Source organism: Aquidulcibacter sp. (assembly GCF_049239865.1).
Lineage (GTDB): Bacteria > Pseudomonadota > Alphaproteobacteria > Caulobacterales > Aquidulcibacteraceae > Aquidulcibacter.
Map to the genome: position 1 here is coordinate 1 of NZ_JBMLTR010000056.1, position 16,645 is coordinate 16,645.

At 57.1% G+C, this 16,645-nt stretch carries 16 protein-coding genes; 6 read left to right on the plus strand and 10 right to left on the minus strand.

All coding sequences use genetic code 11. The features are described 5' to 3' along the window. Window positions 1-162 precede the first annotated feature (162 nt). Window positions 163-1,131 carry a hypothetical protein gene (locus tag ACOVRA_RS03910; protein WP_421719152.1) on the plus strand — a complete coding sequence of 323 codons (969 nt, stop codon included), beginning with the start codon at window positions 163-165 and terminating at the stop codon, window positions 1,129-1,131. A 117-nt stretch (window positions 1,132-1,248) separates the two neighbouring features. Here ACOVRA_RS03910 and ACOVRA_RS03915 read toward each other — a convergent pair whose 3' ends face one another. The 3 genes from ACOVRA_RS03915 to ACOVRA_RS03925 form a co-directional block, all read right to left on the minus strand. Then, window positions 1,249-1,923: a hypothetical protein gene (locus ACOVRA_RS03915; protein WP_421719153.1), complete on the minus strand. Its 675-nt coding sequence runs from the start codon at window positions 1,921-1,923 to the stop codon at window positions 1,249-1,251. A 103-nt stretch (window positions 1,924-2,026) separates the two neighbouring features. Beyond that, window positions 2,027-2,989 carry a KpsF/GutQ family sugar-phosphate isomerase gene (locus tag ACOVRA_RS03920; protein ID WP_421719154.1) on the minus strand — a complete coding sequence of 321 codons (963 nt, stop codon included), beginning with the start codon at window positions 2,987-2,989 and terminating at the stop codon, window positions 2,027-2,029. Window positions 2,990-3,017: 28 nt separating this feature from the next. Next, a complete protein-coding gene (locus ACOVRA_RS03925; protein ID WP_421719155.1) occupies window positions 3,018-3,605 on the minus strand; it encodes a hypothetical protein in 588 nt (195 codons plus the stop codon). Window positions 3,606-3,715: 110 nt separating this feature from the next. On the opposite strand from ACOVRA_RS03925, the gene ACOVRA_RS03930 reads away from it, so the two are divergent. Continuing rightward, window positions 3,716-4,879, plus strand: a complete 1,164-nt coding sequence (locus ACOVRA_RS03930; protein ID WP_421719156.1) for an alpha/beta hydrolase — start codon at window positions 3,716-3,718, stop codon at window positions 4,877-4,879. 3 nt (window positions 4,880-4,882) lie between these two features. Here the strand turns inward: ACOVRA_RS03930 and ACOVRA_RS03935 are convergent, their stop codons facing one another. Then, a complete protein-coding gene (locus tag ACOVRA_RS03935) occupies window positions 4,883-5,701 on the minus strand; it encodes a WecB/TagA/CpsF family glycosyltransferase (RefSeq protein ID WP_421719157.1) in 819 nt (272 codons plus the stop codon). Window positions 5,702-5,843: 142 nt separating this feature from the next. Here ACOVRA_RS03935 and ACOVRA_RS03940 point away from each other — a divergent pair, with 142 nt between their 5' ends. Then, a complete protein-coding gene (locus ACOVRA_RS03940) occupies window positions 5,844-6,521 on the plus strand; it encodes a TetR/AcrR family transcriptional regulator (RefSeq protein WP_421719158.1) in 678 nt (225 codons plus the stop codon). On the opposite strand, the gene mnmD is transcribed toward ACOVRA_RS03940, so the two are convergent. The 3 genes from mnmD to motA all read right to left on the minus strand — a co-directional run bounded on the left by mnmD (window position 6,409) and on the right by motA (window position 9,825). Next, window positions 6,409-8,262, minus strand: a complete 1,854-nt coding sequence (gene mnmD / locus ACOVRA_RS03945; protein WP_421719159.1) for a tRNA (5-methylaminomethyl-2-thiouridine)(34)-methyltransferase MnmD — start codon at window positions 8,260-8,262, stop codon at window positions 6,409-6,411. The two genes, ACOVRA_RS03940 and mnmD, sit on opposite strands and share 113 nt — an antisense overlap. 118 nt (window positions 8,263-8,380) lie before the next feature. Then, window positions 8,381-8,659: a hypothetical protein gene (locus tag ACOVRA_RS03950; RefSeq protein ID WP_290807137.1), complete on the minus strand. Its 279-nt coding sequence runs from the start codon at window positions 8,657-8,659 to the stop codon at window positions 8,381-8,383. A 296-nt stretch (window positions 8,660-8,955) separates the two neighbouring features. Continuing rightward, window positions 8,956-9,825 (minus strand): flagellar motor stator protein MotA, encoded by an 870-nt coding sequence (motA, locus tag ACOVRA_RS03955; protein ID WP_421719160.1) that lies wholly within the window; start codon window positions 9,823-9,825, stop codon window positions 8,956-8,958. A 247-nt stretch (window positions 9,826-10,072) separates the two neighbouring features. Between motA and ACOVRA_RS03960 the strand changes: the two genes are divergently transcribed. Beyond that, window positions 10,073-11,338 carry an MFS transporter gene (locus ACOVRA_RS03960; RefSeq protein ID WP_421719161.1) on the plus strand — a complete coding sequence of 422 codons (1,266 nt, stop codon included), beginning with the start codon at window positions 10,073-10,075 and terminating at the stop codon, window positions 11,336-11,338. A gap of 10 nt (window positions 11,339-11,348) precedes the next feature. Here the strand turns inward: ACOVRA_RS03960 and ACOVRA_RS03965 are convergent, their stop codons facing one another. Together ACOVRA_RS03965 and ACOVRA_RS03970 are read right to left on the minus strand one after the other, a co-directional pair. Next, complete coding sequence (locus ACOVRA_RS03965) at window positions 11,349-11,762, minus strand: metallopeptidase family protein (RefSeq protein ID WP_290807129.1); 414 nt, start codon at window positions 11,760-11,762, stop codon at window positions 11,349-11,351. A 36-nt stretch (window positions 11,763-11,798) separates the two neighbouring features. Further along, complete coding sequence (locus ACOVRA_RS03970) at window positions 11,799-12,653, minus strand: hypothetical protein (RefSeq protein ID WP_421719162.1); 855 nt, start codon at window positions 12,651-12,653, stop codon at window positions 11,799-11,801. Window positions 12,654-12,739: 86 nt separating this feature from the next. Between ACOVRA_RS03970 and ACOVRA_RS03975 the strand changes: the two genes are divergently transcribed. Further along, entirely contained in the window at window positions 12,740-13,399 is a 660-nt protein-coding gene (locus tag ACOVRA_RS03975) for a Fe2+-dependent dioxygenase (protein ID WP_421719163.1), read from the plus strand. Window positions 13,400-13,403: 4 nt separating this feature from the next. Further along, a complete protein-coding gene (locus ACOVRA_RS03980) occupies window positions 13,404-14,684 on the plus strand; it encodes a bifunctional folylpolyglutamate synthase/dihydrofolate synthase (RefSeq protein WP_421719164.1) in 1,281 nt (426 codons plus the stop codon). Here the strand turns inward: ACOVRA_RS03980 and ACOVRA_RS03985 are convergent. After that, window positions 14,677-16,617 carry a beta-galactosidase gene (locus ACOVRA_RS03985; protein ID WP_421719165.1) on the minus strand — a complete coding sequence of 647 codons (1,941 nt, stop codon included), beginning with the start codon at window positions 16,615-16,617 and terminating at the stop codon, window positions 14,677-14,679. The two genes, ACOVRA_RS03980 and ACOVRA_RS03985, sit on opposite strands and share 8 nt — an antisense overlap. Window positions 16,618-16,645 lie beyond the last annotated feature (28 nt).

Here is a 16,645-nt window from a genome sequence, read left to right on the forward strand (position 1 = left end):
AACTGAAAAAGCACTTGCAAAAACCAGGGCGTCCACACACGCCTTTGCCGCAGGCTGTGCCTACGCAAAGGCCGTATTCGAGTGTGCGCGCGCAAGCTGGGGTGTCAAGGGGCGCGCCGATGGCGCGTCGGCGGAGCCGATTACACCCCTTGACTCCCCAGCTTGCGCAAAAAGAATTGTCGGGCGGCTTCAAGGGAAGCAGAGCGAACCCTTGAACCGTTCCAAAACGAAGTGCTGAACTCCGACGATGGCCACATCAGCTTTCGCTTGACCTTTGAGCTTTCCAAGACTGGAATGTATCTCTTTTTAGAGGTGAAGAGTCCTCGAACTAGATTTTGGTTGTCTGATGTCGCTGACACATTCGCAACCGGCACATCAAAGTGGAGTTTTGTAGTGAAGTGGATATCAATCAGCTCTCTGTTGGCGGCGACTGTAATCTGCGGTGCGTGGACTGGCGATCGCTGGATCTATCCATTAATCAGCCCTGAACCTTATGTTGTTGATAGCATAATCAAGACAACTTCAGACAATCCAATATTGCTGCGCCAACGAGTTCAGCACGGGCCATTTATTCGTCTAGATAGGTCGATCCAGGTTGTCCGTGGCTCAAAAACGTGGGCTGTATCTAGCGACAACCTTCTCTTTGCCGCGGGGCCCGCTCGCGGTCGTATCTTCTGTACCTACGAGCTTACGTACAGCGGTAAGAATTCTATAGGCGCGGTTGGGCGTGGTCGCAGTTGCCTTCAAGATGCTAACTCTGACGGTCGGATGGAAAGCATTGCCTGGGTAGGCATCAGTGATTTTAGCGGGAATCCCATTCAATTTACCGCTAAAATTGAGCCTACAGTCAGTTACAGCATGGTTAGCTTTGAAACCCCACCTTCCATAGAGTTGGCGGTGAAATTTATTAGCCAAGACGGCGTGCCCGCACTCCAATTAACTTATGTCGAGGGCGTCTTCGAAAATCCGTTGGACTTCCCGTCAGTTCCGATTCCTACCAACCTGCCCGCAAGGTTATCGGTTAAAGGGGCCGAGTTTGAAGTGGTTGATCTGAAAGACAATATTCTGACCTACCGAAGAATCAAAGTGTTTGACGAGACACCTGCACCTATCAATTTGCCTAGGCAGTGAGTGGAGACGGCTCTCACTGAACTGGCTTGCGCCTTCAAAACTGCGAACTTGTAGCGATGCTCTGGGTGGTTAGTCTTTCCCGCGGCGTTTAGTAATTGGGATTGCAAGAGCTCCAAACTACTTCGGAGGTGGGACTTTACGTAAGATTCGAAGTTGCTCGCCATTCTCGCAGCCTTCGAGGCTTGAGTGGCGCGATTTGGTACGCCAATTTACAGTCGCAGTTGGAAAAAGCAGCGCTGGCACTCCCGCCAGATTTGGATGTTCCACCGCGACAGCTTCAAGACTGCTCAATACAATCGCATTTGAAATGTTGGAATTGAGCCGCCCCAGTATGTCCGGGGGAAAGATATCGTTTGACCGCACCACATTTACTTTTCCGGCAATTACTTCGATGACCGCTGCCTGTTCGGACGTGCAGCGCCATGTCTTTATGTGGGAAACTACATTTGTATCGTTGAAATGCTGATAGGTCGCCACGTACGTTCCGGTTGGAATAGTTCGCACTAGGAAATAGACGGGAGATCGATCACTTGCGCGGAGTGCCTTTCGGCTTCCCGAAGCAAACAGTCCATCATATTCGAACGACACGCCATCTTTAGCAAACGCCGGAACGCTTAAGTCAACTCGGCGTAGCCGGAACCCGCCACTAGAAATAGGGACATCCATCGCTAGCACGAGCACTGCCTCGGTGGGCTTTGGTGGCTCATCTGAATCGGCACCCCGTGCAAATGCCAAGGTTGCAGAGCTTGTCGCCAAAATCAAAGCTAAAAGGCCTCGGAGCGCTGCTTCCACCTCTATACTCTCTCCAAGCTCAGAAGTTTACGCGGATTCAAAGCCGGGTCAATAAGGACGTTTCCCGCATATGCACAGCTTCGAAGTTCACTTATTTCCCCCCCTACATCACCCCCGCCCGCAACAAATCATGCAAATGCAAGATTCCAACGGGCTTCTCTTGATCATCAACCGCAAACACGACCGAGCGGCCGGATTGGTTGAGTTCGGCGAGGGCTTCGGCGGCGAGGGCATGTGGGCTGACGACCATGGGGCTGGCGGTCATGACGTCGCCGACTTTCAAGTGGGCGAAGTCGGCCCCGGCTTTGCGGCGCACGTCGCCATCGGTGACGATGCCGATCAAGCGGTCTTGGGCGTCGATGACACCCGTGCAGCCAAAGCGCTTGGCGGTCATGATCAGGAGGGCTTCCATCATCGGCGTGGTCTCGCGCACCAAGGGCAGTTCGTCAGCCTTATGCATGAGGTCGGCAACCGACTTCAGCATCGCGCCTAATTTCCCGCCAGGGTGATAGACGCGGAAGTCGCTGGCGGTGAAGCCGCGCCGCTCAAGCAGGGCAACCGCCAAAGCGTCGCCATAAGCGATCTGCATGGTGGTCGAGGTGGTCGGCGCGCGCGTCTCGCCACAGGCCTCGGGTGCCTCTGGCAAGAGCATCAGATAGTCGCCGGCCTTGCCCAGCACCGAGTCGGCATTGGCGGTCATGGCGATGATGGGGATTTTGAAGCGTTTGCCATAGGCGATCATGTCCGACAATTCGGGCACTTCGCCAGACTTGGAGAGGATCAGCAAGATATCGTCCGTGCCAATCATGCCCATATCGCCATGGCTGGCCTCGGTCGGGTGGATGAATTGGCTGGGCGTGCCGGTGGAGGCCAAGGTCGCGGTGATCTTGCGCGCCACATGGCCAGACTTGCCGACGCCCGCACAGATTAGGCGGCCCTTCATCGTGCCGACCTTCTCAACGATGGCGGCAAACTCCGTCCCGATGGAGACTTGCAGGCGGCGCAGACCCTCCATCTCCACGTCCAGAACGCGGTGGGCAGCAGCAATGGCGGGCGATTGGCTCATGTGGTGGAAGCTTTCGTGCTGGATGGGTCTAGTTCGGAAGTGCGGGGGCCGCGTCGGGCTTGGCGAAAATGATGGCCTTGACTTCGATGCCGCCTTCGCCGCCTTGCACACTGGGCCAGATTGCCAGCGCGCGGGGCTTGGCCTTGGTAGGGGGTAGGGTGAAAGTCACGCTGGTGAAGGCAGGGCCAATGGCCTGCTCGCTCCAGCTAACGGGGCCTTCGGTGACAAAGCCAATTGCCATGGATTTGGCGGGCAGACGTGCAGTGGACTTGACGATCATGCGCACAGTCGTGGCACCGCCTGCGACATGCGTGGCCAAGGCGTCACCAAAGCTGAGGCGGACGCCTTTGGAAAAGCGGGCGTCTGGGGCCAAAGCGCTGGTCGCCGTCATGCGCACGCCTTCAAGGTCGCCCCTTGGGCCGGGTGGAGCCATGATTGGGAAGCCGGGGGCAGGTCGAACTTGCGCCAATTCTGCGCCTTCGACCACCCAGCCCAAATTCGTCTGCCGCCCATCGACGGCTTGGCCCTGTGGCATCGCCAAGGGCGCGGCCGCGATGCCAACCAGTGCCGCTGCCAGAACGACCATTAGCGCGAAGAAAAAAGGAAAGCGTTGCATGAGATTGTTCTTGCCTGTGCGCGCTTCTCCCTGCAAGCCTCAAAGCCTGCGAGGTCTTTCCCGCGAGGCGTTAGACTATGTCGTACCTTGGTTGCAAGAAAGGCGAGATCGTGACCCGTTACCCTATCGACCGTTTGCCGGTCACCTTAATGTTTCAAGACCAGTCAGGCTTCAAAGAAACCTATGGCGGCAATCAGGACTGGGTTTTGTGTGAAGGGCAGTTCTTAAAGCCCAAGGATGGCCCGCCGTGTAAGACCATTGTGCTGTTCATGCACCCGTCGGGCACGATGAATTATCTGCCCATGCCGATTGCTTTGGCCCATGCGGGCATTCCGGTCATGACATGCGGGTCGCGCTATCCCCATAATGATACCGCCTTGATCATGGAGAAAGTGCTGATTGATTTGGGCCGCTATGTCCGCCACGCCAAGACCGTCTTGGGCTTTGAGAAAGTGGTGCTGGCGGGTTGGTCAGGGGGTGGGTCGCTGTCGCTCTTTTATCAGGCTCAAGCGGAGAACCCGACGATAGAGGTCACGCCTGCGGGTGATCCGGTCGATATTCTGGGTGCAGGCCTGATCCCGGCAGACGGGGTGATGCAATTGGCCGCCCATGTCAGCCGCGCGATCACCTTGTCGGAGTGGATTGACCCGGCCATTTTGGACGAGCTCAATCCGGATAAGCGCGATCCTAGCCTGGATATTTATGCGCCAGACGCGCCTCATCAGCCACCCTATTCAGAAGCTTTCCAGCTGATGTTTCGAAAGGCCCAACGCGACCGCATCGCCCGCATCACGGCCGATGTGCGCCAGAGGCTGGAGGACTTTCAGAAGCAGGGCGAGGTCAATCGCGAGCATTGCTTTGTGGTGCACGGCACCATGGCGGACCTCCGCTGGCTAGACCCCGCGATTGACCCAAACCAAAGGCGACCAAACTGGTGCTATATGGGCGATCCAAAGACGGTGAATATGAGCCCCGCCCATCTGGCGCGCTATTCAAGTCTGAGGTCTTGGCTGTCGCAATGGTCCGAGGAGAGCCGGGCCGACGGGCCAGCTTGTGCCGCCCATGTCACCGTGCCAGCTTTGGTGGTGGAAAATTTGGCTGACGACGCGTGTACGCCGTCGCATGCGGCGCGGATAAAGGCGGGTTTTACCCAAGTCACCCCGCGCTTTCATGCCATAGATGGCGCGACGCATTATTATCTGGGTCAACCTGCCAAGGTCGCTGAAGCGGTTTCAACGATCCAAGACTGGATGGGCGAGCACGGCTTTCTGTAAGTTTTAGCGGCGCTTGCGCCAAGCCAGCCAAATGCGAAAGATCTTAGGTCCCTCAACCAAATAGCGCCGCCACAGCTTCTGAGGTTCATCCAACAGGCGGAACAACCATTCGAGGCGCGCTTGCTGCATCCATTGCGGCGCGCGCTTGCGATTGCCCGACAAAAAGTCGATGGAGGCCCCGACGCAGAGGCCAATACCCACCGCTTGGCCTTGTTTCGCAATGGTGTAGGCCAGCATTTCTTGTTGGGGCGCGCCGACACAAAGGAAGGTGAAGCGCGCCGGATTAGCTACCACGAAGGCTGCTGCCTCCGCCATCGCTTCTGGATTGGTGCGCAAGCCGAAAGGGGGCGCATGCCAGCGCAGATCGGTTAAGCCATATCGGGCACGAACGCTTTCAATCATATCCTGAGTGCCCCCGATCACAACGACGGTCTCAGCAGGATCGATACAGGTCTCAAAAAGGGCCTGCGTTAGGTCGGACCCCGGGCACGCGGGTAAAGATAGACCAGAGAGATTCGCTAAGGTTTCCAGAATGCGGCTATCATTCACAGACGCCCAAGCGTGCGCATAAAGCGCGTGCAAGTCCGGCTCTCTGTCCAAGCGCACCAGATGATCCACATTGGGCGTACAGAGATAGACGAAGGCACGCTTGGCACGCCCAACTTCGTCGACGCGCCTGAGAAGATCTTGCGGGCTGAAGCCAGAAAAATGGACCCCCAAAAAGGCTTGGGCGCGGCCTTCTTGGCGGCGATCAAGAAAAAGCACATCCTCAACCGCGTCGCCGGAGTCCTTTTCGTTCTGGGGAAATGCCAAATTTGTCATAGGTCTAAATCGCAGAAACTTCTTTCCAACCAATTACAATTCACTAATATCAACTTTAAATAACTATATATTGACAGATTGGTGCCTTGATAGTTACCAAGGGTTGTGCGAGATTGCGCATAGTCCTCATGTGGAAAAATTTATGCAATCCCAACAGGTACAACAAATCCTTGATGTGGCTGGCGACCTTTTTTTTGAATTGGGGTTCTGGAATGCCAAGGTCAGTGAGATTGCCGCCCGCAGCGAAATCTCCACGGCCTCCATTTATAAGGCTTTTGAGTCCAAGGATGCCCTATTCCGGGCTGTTTTGGCTCGGGGCATAGAGAAACTCAAGATTCTGGCGAAGCCTCCGATTGAAGCGGGAGACCCGATCAATCAATTGTTGCAAGCTTCAGATCGCTATCACGCGCTTTGTGAATCGGCTCTTTTTCGGGACCTGATCCGTGCGCCGATCGAGCACAACAATATTCCTTTGACGTTTCGGCGCTCTATGTGTCGACAGATCAGGTCCGCGCTTGAACAATTATGCATGCCGCCCCTTCAGGCCTGTGCTGAGGTGGGGCTGCTGGATCGGCAACAGATCAAGGAAGCTTTTCGCCTGCTCAGTGCTTACATCGAACATCAGACGATTTGGTACGGGCTTTTGGTTAGTCCCGCCTCCAAAAATTCAGGTGCGCGTGAGCAGATTGCCGACGAGGCAGTACGGATTACGCTGTCGGCTTATCCGCCGGGCGGGGTTGTTGCGTCAGGCCCTTATGGCGGCGCAGCTCAAAGCGTTGTGGCGACACAGCCGCCGCCACCTCGCGCTCCAGAGGACTAGGCTCATCACAAGCAAGAGACGCGACATGCTCGGCAAGCCAATGGGCGGTGGTAAATCCACGTGAGCCAAGCGCACCCAGAACAAACAGGCCAGCACCATCCTCGCCAGCCTTCGATAGGGTCGCCCCGGCAATCGGCAAACGATCCTTGGCCGCCACCCGCACGCTGGCGCGGCCAAAAGCGGTTTTGAGCTCAATGCGGGCCGCAAGCTCTGGCGCAATCTCGGACAAGGTTTCGACGTTCTGGGAATGGCCCGAGACCGTGACCTCTGGCTTGTCAGATCGCGCGAGATCCCATGGGTCAAACGTCGCGCCGAATAGAAGTTGGCCATGAAACGCCGCTGCATAGGGTCCGCCGGCTAAGGCCGTTTCGGGCAGGGGGCCGTCGATTTGGGCCAGACTGATCTGGCCGGCACGCCCATCTAACTCAGTCTCCAGTTTCACAAAACGGGTCAGTTGCGTCCCCGAGGCAACCACACAAATTTCGGCTTGGGCCACAATGTCACCAAGGTCATTTAGGGCCTGCCATTGGCCGTCTAGAAAGCGCAGGGCGACGGCGGTCACAGGGTGACGCCTCGCATTTTGAGTGAGACGGGGCAAAAGCCGGTCTGGATAAACCAAACCACCCGTCCGATGCAGCAACCCACCGCCTTCGATCTGGCTCAATAGCTCAGGTGGCAATGGCGGGTTTTCAGCCAAGTCGCCGAGCCGTAAGTTGTCGCGGTCATCGCCGGGTAATTCCTGAACCTGTATCGGCGCGAAAACCTCGTCGCCCAGACTGTGATAGAGGCTGGTGGCAGAAAGATAAGCCGCGCGGAAGAAGCGCGCTTCGCGTGTGTCGCCGCGGTCTAAGCGGGGCATAACCAGAGCTGCAGGATTGTGGCTAGCCTTGGACTGGCCGCAAGGGTCTCCGTCCAATAACGCAACCCGAATACCTCTGCGGGCAAACGCATGAGCGGTCGCTGCCCCAGCAATACCGCCCCCAATCAGCAACACAGAGGCTGGCTTGGCAGGAGCGCCTGCCCGCTCACCCGGCCAAACCGCTTCCAATCTTTGACGCTTGGAGCCAAAGCCCGGCATGCGGCTGACGGCAAAGCCACAGGTTTCAAGACCACGGCGGACCGCGCCCGCAACAGAGTAAGTGGCGAGCCGGGCTCCGGGCGCACATAACCGCGCTACTTCTTGCAAAAGCTCCGGCGACCACATGTCGTCATTCCGGCTGGGCGCAAACCCATCAAGGAACCAGGCATCGGCCTTAAAATCCATGGCTTGCAGGCACCGCAGTGCAGGTCCGATCAAGATCGTCAGGCAGAAGCCATCTTCCGCAAACCAGATGCGTTGAGAGCCAAAAGCCCGCACAGGCCAGCGTGCCAGTAAGCGCTGGGATAGTTCGGCCAGTTCCGGCCAGTGCGCGTGTGCCTTCGCGGCATGCATAGCAACCATCAGGAAGGCTTCGGTGGTGATGAAGTGAAGGGTTTGGCCCGCTTGCCGATGCTTGCACCATAAGTCCCAAGTCGCGAGAACGTTCAGCCCAGTTCCGAAGCCAAGCTCAGCTATCGTAAAGCTTGCCCGTCCTAACCAAGCCTCGGGCAGGCCGCAGCCTTCCAAAAAAACTTTGCGCGTTTCTTCGAGGCCATTGTCGCGCGAAAAATAACTGTCGTTAAAGGCCTCACCGATGATCAGGCCTGTATCATCGAAACGAATGTCGGCTTCAGGCGGTAAGCGCGCGGCAGGGATGATCACGACTTTTCGACTCTCCCTACTCGATCGGCATCATGGCTTCAGGCAAGCCTAACGCAAAAAGGCCGCCCAGTGGGCGGCCTTTCGCGCATCTACTTTCGCTCAAGCGAAAGTAAGTGACTTACTTCTTTTCTTCGGTGACTGCGTTCACAGCTGCACCAGCAGCCGCGTCAACGGTGTTGGTTGCTTCGGTAGCTGCTGCGTCAACTGCGTTGGTTGCTTCGGTAGCTGCTGCGTCAACTGCGTTGGTTGCTTCGGTAGCTGCTGCGTCAACAACGTTAGCTGCTTCAGTTGCAGCTGCGTCAACGGTGTTGGTGGTTTCAGCTGGCTTGCCGCATGCGGAAACGCCGAGAACTGCAACAACTGCTGCTGCTGCGAAAAGCTTCTTGAGCTCGATCATTGTATAATTCCTTCTTTGCCCTGAACGCCTCGTCTCGGGCGCAGTGACGGGTTCATTAGAAGGTGTCTCGTCATGAAGCAATAGCGTTACATCAGCAACTTTTGCTAAGCCTGCTATGCGATTTCGCCGTAACAAAGGCGTGTGCATACCCGCAACGGCATAGCTGCTGCGGGTGGAAATCCTTGTTAACTAAAAGCAATATCAACTGCTTAAGCTTAGAACGCCGATGTTAACTGCCAACAACATAGGCCGAAATCATCGCAAGTAAATCTAGTTTTCCTGATGTTTTTGATCACTTATGCGTCGTTAGGCATGTTGTTCAAAGCTTCTTCCAGCTTCGCAAACGATGGGGCGAGCGAGCTTGGAACACTGCCGCGGCCGATTTCTACCGATACCTGGGCGGCATTGCCATGCAAGTGGGCGACCAAAACATCCATGATGATTTTGTAGAATTGATGCTCTTCATCCAAGACTTGGACCAAGCGCGTCGCCATCGGGCCCACGATGCCGTACGCCAAGAACACGCCCAAGAAGGTACCGACGAGCGCTTTACCAATCATCCCACCCAAGACGGCGGGAGGCTCGGTGATCGCGCCCATGGTTTTCACGATCCCCAACACGGCGGCCACAATCCCAAGAGCCGGCAAACCGTCAGCCATGGATTGCAAGGCGTGTGACGCGCCATGCGCTTCGTGATGGTGCTTTTCCAGCTGCTTTTCCATCGCGGCTTCGACCTGATGGGGATCATCCAAGTTCATCGTCATCATGCGCAAAGTGTCGCAAATGAAGTCCGTTGCGTGGTGATCTTTCAAAATCTTGGGATAACGCTTGAAAATGGCGCTATCTTCTGGCTTCTCGATGTGAGCTTCCAAGGCCACAACGCCTTTGGCCTTCATCGTTTTGGTTAGCGCGAATAACAAGACCAACAGATCCTGATAGTCTTGTGCTTTCCATTTAGGACCACCGGCAATCTTGCCAATGCCTGCGCCCGTGGCCTTGATGGTCTCAATCGAGTTGCCAATCACGAAGGCACCGATAGCGGCACCGAAAATCATCATAAATTCGAGAGGTGCGGCATGGATAATCACGTCAAAGTGGCCGCCTGCGAGCGCAAACCCACCAAAGACCATGCCAAAAACGATCAGAAGACCGACGACGAGAAACATAGTGCGAAACCCATTCTGGAGTAATCGAAAGGTGCTAAGCCGCACCAGACACTCAAACTGCTTGCCGCTACCCTTACAGGACAAGACTTAACAGGCGGTGCAAAAAAGGTTTTTGAAGTCTTTCCAAGATCAATCAAATGCCGAATTTACTTGGCCTTTGTCGAAAAACGTCGCATGGAATTATAACCAATCGTGGCCTTGGCCCGCTCTAATCCGATAAATTTCAAACCCAGACGAGCTCTCGCCCATGGCCGAAAACAGTCACAGTCCACACGTTCCCAAACAAACTTATCGGCTTTTGTTTGCGTGCCTGGCGATTGTCGGCATTGGCAATTCAATGTTGTTTGCGGTTCTACCGCCAATCGCCCGAGAAACTGGCATGCCGGATTGGTCAGTCTCAGCCATTTTCACTTTGTCTGCTGTCCTTTGGGTGCTGACGAGCCCAGTTTGGGGGCGCTTGAGTGACAGCAAAGGCCGCAAGCCGATGATTGTGATGGGGCTGAGCGCTTATGCGCTGTCAACCGGTTCCTTCACCTTGATTGCGGCAATTGGCTTGATGGATCATTTTCATTGGCTGACGCTGTTTCTAAGTTTGGCCGCGGCGCGCCTGATTTTCGGGGCCTTTGGCTCGGCCACAAATCCGGCGGCCCAAGCCTATGTCGCCGACACGACGACGCCTGAAATTCGCACGCGAGAGATTGCAGCCGTGACCTCAGCCTTTGCCTTCGGCTCGGCAGCTGGCCCTGCCTTGGCCGCCGGCATGATTGCGAATATGGGCTTACTTGCCCCCTTATTTGCCACCACCACCTTGGCGATCATTGGTGCACTTTCGGCACGCTTTTTCCTGCCGAGCATCGATATCACGCCATCGGCCAAAAGGTCTGCAGCACCCTCCTCGGTGTGGCGGTTGGCTCTCAACCCTTCGGTGCGGCCTTGGTTGATGTTTGGGGTCGCCTTGTCCGCGGTGACGGCGGTGATGTTTCAGCAAGTCTCATTCTATTTCATTGACCGGCTGGGCGTGACACCGCGCGAAGGAGCGACCTTGACCGCTGTCGCCTTGGCGCTGGGGGCCATGGCGCAAATCATCGCGCAACTGGTTTTGATTCCGCGCCTCAGTCTATCGCCGCGTGGATTGATTGTATGGGGCTGTATCGTCACCGGTTCCGGCGCTGCTTTGACGGCCTTTGGCGATAGTTTTGGGACTTTATCGGTCGCGCAAGCTTTGGTGGGGCTGGGCTTTGGTCTGGCGCGTCCGGGCTTTACGGGTGGCGCTTCCTTGGCGGTTAGTCAGGATGACCAAGGCAGCGTCGCTGGCCTTGTCGTGGCCGCAAATGGCGCGGGATTTGTGGTCGCACCCATTTTCGGGGCCGGCCTTTATGCGCTGGTCAGCCATCAAGCGCCCTTTGTGCTGTGCGCCTTGGTGCTGTTCCTATTGGCGGTCTATGGCCTCACCAGCAAGCACTTGGTCGGTGCCCCCATGGAAGAAAGCCCGCCAGATCAGCCCGGCGTTTAGGCTACCGAGTTTAAGCTTCCGCCTCCAAACGCTCCATATCCGCATCGGACAAGCCCATATGATGGCCAATCTCATGCACCAGCACGTGGCTGACCATATCTTCCAAGCTCACATCGCCGCGTGCGCGCCATTCATTCACAATGGCTGCCCGGTAGAGCCAGACTTCAGGCGGTGGCAGAAAGCCAGAGTTGGCTAAATCTGCGCGCACACTGGCACCGCGATAAAGGCCAGCCAATTGCAAGGGATGGCGCAGCCCTAATCCATGCAAGGTGGCAGGGTCTGCGCCCTCAGCCACCCGAAACACCACTCGCCCGCACGCCACGCGAAACGGCTCTGGCAGGCGCGCAAACGCTTCGTCTGCCAGAAGAGAGAGATCATCAAGGCTGGGTTCACGCGGATAAGTAAAAGCGAAATTCTGCATCATCCCGATATGGGGAGGCCGAACCCGAAGTAAAAGAGGCTAGCGAATGCCCGACAAAGCCAATTCGGCACGCGAAGCCGCCGCCGTCACCGTAGCTGTGGCCGCTGGCGCGTCTGGAATCGTCACGCTGGGGAAAAGAGCCACCAACGCGGCGATATCCTTGGCCAATTGCGCGGTGCGCTTTTCGTCCTTGCCGGCAAGCTTGCTTTGCGCGGCCTTGAAGGCCTGATCGGCAGCGAGCACAGCGCCATAGGAATGCTGATACTCGGTTGGATCATTGCCGTCTGGATGAACCACACCGCTATAGAGGCCCGATGCAATGCCCAGCATGCCTTTGATGACGTCGCTGTCAGATGCCGCCGCACTGGTTTGCGCGGCTTGGGTCACTTTAAAGGCTTTGGCAAAGGCGGCTTCGATTTCGGCCTTGCTCTTCTTGCCATCAATCGCGGCGACGACGGCGTCATAGGCGGGCTTTAAGTCTTTGACTTTGCTATCCAGTTCTGCCGCATCTGGCTGATAAACTTCCAACAAGCCTTGGGAAATGAGGATTGAGGCTTCATCGGCTTGTTCCGCAGCAAAGGATTTTTGCGCGATCAGTAAGAAGCCACTCAAATGCGTAACCCGCAGGCCGAGCCAAGAGGCGGCGTCAACATTCGAATAAGCGTTCGCGGCACCGGCTTCGCCACTTTCCCCGCCTGCGCTAGCGGTCGCCGGGGCGGGCGCGGGTTTCGCCCCCTCGCCTTCACCTTCACCTGCTTTGCTAGAGGCTGCAGCCTTCTCGCCATCTGCTGCGGCGGTTCCGCCCTCGCCGCCCGGTTGGCACGCGGCGACACCGACCAAGGCCATTGCGCTGACACCCATCAAGGTCCACATGCGGGGCTTGAACTCAATCATATCTACTTCCTTGCTGCGAAAATCACTGTTTTGTGAGTGTGGCCGAGGCTAGATGAAAATGCAAGTCGTTTGCAGGTAGGGTGCTGATGTTAATTACGATCGACCAGATACTGGGAACTGAAGACCTTGAGCGCGTCCGTGCGGAGGTAGAGGCGCTCGTCTTTATCGATGGCAAAGCCACGGCCGGTGCGCTGGCCAAGACGGTCAAAAACAACCAGCAGGCCAGCGGGGCCGCGACAGAGGCTGTGATCGAATTTGTTCAGCGCGCGATTGAGCGTCACGATGTGTTTCAAGCCGCTGCGCAAGTGAAGACCTATGGGCCGATCCTGATCTCGCGCTATCAACCCGGCATGGCGTACGGCCTGCATGTCGACAATGCCTATATGAATGGCGTTCGCTCTGACCTGTCCTTCACCCTCTTCCTGTCCGAGCCCGATAGCTATGATGGTGGTGCCTTGTGTGTTGAGCAGGCTGCTGGTCGCCAATCGATCAAATTGCCTGCAGGCAGCCTCGTGCTCTATCCCTCCACCAGCTTGCATGAAGTAGAGCCTGTCACGCGCGGGGAACGCTTGGCCGTTGTTGGCTGGATAGAAAGCCGGGTCTTGTCCGCAGAAGGCCGCGAAGCTCTGTTTGATTTGGCCCAAGTTCGCGCCAGCCTCGCCCACATACCCGAGGTTGATCCGATGGTGCGCCTAACGCTACAGAAGGCCGAAGCCAATCTGATACGCCTGTTGAGCCGATCCTAATCCCATGAATGCCGCTGACCTGTTTTACAATTTCCCCCGCAAGATTGATCTGGGGCTTGCCCGCGTTGCAGCGGCTTTGGAGGCTTTGGGCCGCCCGCAAGATTTGATCCCGCCAGTCATTCATGTGGCGGGCACCAATGGCAAAGGCTCGACGGTCGCGTTTTTGCGGGCGATGGCCGAGGCAGCGGGCCTTTCAGTGCATGCTTATACCTCGCCGCATCTGGTCTCGATCCACGAGCGCTGGCGGGTCGCAGGGCGCTTCATCGAGGAAGAGGCGCTCTTGGAGATTGGTCACCGGATCCAAGCCTTGAGCAATCAAATCCCGCTGACGGTTTTTGAAGCCGAAACAGTCGCAGCCTTTGTCGCCTTCAGCGAGACCATGGCGGATCTGACTTTGCTGGAAGTCGGCCTAGGTGGCCGATTAGATGCCACCAATATCGTCACCAAGCCAAAGCTGACCATCATCACCCCGGTTGATTTCGACCATAAGGAGATGCTGGGCGACACCTTGGCCAAGATTGCTGGCGAGAAGGCCGGTATCTTAAAGCCGCACATCCCGTGCGTTGTCTCCCGCCAAGCCGATGAAGCTTTGGCTGTGATTGAACGGCGCGCAGACGCTTTGGGCGCGCCGCTCGTGGTGTTTGGCCGCGACTGGGATTGCTATGCCGAGCGCGGGCGACTGATTGTGCAAACTCAAGACCGCTTGCTGGACTTGCCTTTGCCGGGCCTTGCCGGTCACCACCAGCTGGAAAATGCCGGTGCAGCCGTCGTGGCCATGACGCTTTATGGCTTGGATGAAGCTGCCATCGCCACGGGCGTGCAGAACGTCAGCTGGCCTGCTCGGATGCAGCGCCTGCAGGCAGGGCCTTTTGCAGACATGGCGACCGGAGCAGGGGCAGAATTATGGCTTGATGGCGGACATAACCCCCATGGTGCAGCGGCGGCGGCATCCTATATCGCGAACCTGCAAGCCAAGGACCCGCGCCGCTTCGTGCTGATCACCGGCCAATTGGCCACCAAAGACCCGACGGGCTTTTTTGAGGCCTTTCAAGCGTTGAAGCCAGAAGTCATCACGGTTCCGATCCGCATGTCCGATGCCGGGCGTGCGCCCGCCGAATTGGCAGAGCTGGCACGCGCGATGGGCTTTGACGCCAAGCCTGCAGATACGCCACTAGAGGGGTTAAAGCTTGCCTTGGCGCAGACCGGCGGGCCTGCGCGCGTGCTCATCTGCGGCTCGCTCTATCTGGCAGGCGATGTCCTGGCAGAGGGTCCGCCCCTTAATTGATCCGCCAAGCCGCCACGCCTGCTGGGGGCAAGTCTGGCCCACCGATGACGTAATCCAGACTGTCAGCACCGAGGATATGGTCGCATAAGTCTAAGGGCTCGGCTTCATAATTGATCGCAAACATAAAAGCGCCCCGTTGGCGCAAGCGCAATCCGTCCGGCAGGCTTAAGGTGGCAAGGCCCAGCGCTTCGCACCGCCGCCTCAGCACGGCGTCCAATAGTTCTGCTTCCGGCCAGCAGGCCAGATAATCGACCTTGTCTGTATGATACCAAATGCCATGACCGCTGGCCGTATAGGCTTCGGGCACAAGGTCTGATTGGATATGCTCTAGCCAGCGCGTCACTTTATAGGGGCCAGCTTGTTCGACATGACCCGGACGCAGGCTTTCCACGCGACCAACCACCAGCGGGATCAGCTCTTGCGCCAGACCCGGTGCCAGATTGGCGGGGATTTGGAAATCATCGGTCTTCGACCCCGTCCGTGGACCGAGCACGCAAACAGCTCCACTGGCTTTGATCTTCGCGCTCAGTCCCTCTGGCCAGAAAATCTGCAAGGGACAGAGGATCAGTTTATAGCCGCTTAAGTCGGCACTTGGATGCACCACATCAACCGATAGGCCCAAGCGGCGCGCGGCGCTATAAAAGTGGATCAGAAGTTCAAGGCCACGATAATCCTTGCCTTGCGGCTGGATTTGACTGGCCCAAATGGCCTCATAATCAAACAAAAGCGCGACGGGGGCTTTCGTCGTTGTAGCCCCGGCGACGGCTGCAAGTTCAGCAGCGACTTGACGGGCTTCACCTGCCGCTTCGGCTTCCACGCTGTCGGGTCGCAACAGGCCCGCATGCATTTGTTCTTGCGCGAACGGCGCTTGTCGCCAGCGGAAATAAGAGACGCATTCAGCACCATGGGCCAAAGCCTCCCAAGTCCAAGCGCGCACCATGCCGGGCAAAGGGGCCGGGTTCCAAGGTGCCCAATTCACAGGACCTGGCTGTTGCTCAATCACCTGCCAGCGACCGCGACCAACCCCGCGATAGAGGTCATGGTGAAAAGCGGTAAAGTCTGGATGGCCTTGGCGCAGAAAGCGTTCCTTGGTTGCCTCGGGCCACCAAGCCTGTTCCAGAAAACCTAAAGGATAGGAATCCCAAGCGGCGACATCGAGCTGCTCACCCAATTTGAAATGATCAAAGGCGGTGAACATGCCCATATAATTGTGCAGTACGTCACGACCCGGGCTGTGGGCACGCAAAATGTCGGTTTGTACGCGGTCAAAGGCTGCCACTTCATCACTGGCAAAGCGTGCCCAGTCTTGGCGATGGGCGGGATTGGCTTCCGTGACGGTCTCGACGGGCGGGTCGATCTCGTCAAAGCTGCGATATTCCATGCTCCAGAACACATTGCCCCAAGCCGTATTGAGCGCGTCGATTTGGCTATATTTCGCGGCAAGCCACGTCCGAAAGCCTGCTCGGGCGGCGTTGGAATAAGAGATAATCGTGTCGTGACAGCCATATTCATTGTCGGTCTGCCACGCGGCAATTGCTGGGTGATTGCCATAGCGCCGGGCCAACACCTCCACAATCCGGGCACATTCGGCGCGATACGTCAGGCTCGAGAAACAATAATGACGGCGAGAGCCGAAATGGCGCGGCCTGCCATGCGCGTCCACGGCCAAAACATCTGGATGGGCGTCAATTAGCCATTTGGGTGGCGTTGCAGTCGGTGTGCCCAAAACAATGTGCAAGCCAGCTTGATGCAAGGTCTCAATCGCCCGATCCAGCCAGCCCCATTCGAAGATACCCGGCGAAGGCTCAATGCGGCTCCATGCGAATTCGCCGATCCGCACTTGGCGGATACCAATCTCGGCCATGCGCTTGGCATCTTCGGCCCACATAGCTTCGGGCCAATGTTCAGGATAATAGCAAACGCCCAACTTCATGTCCGTGTCCCATCTTGGCAGCGCGCCG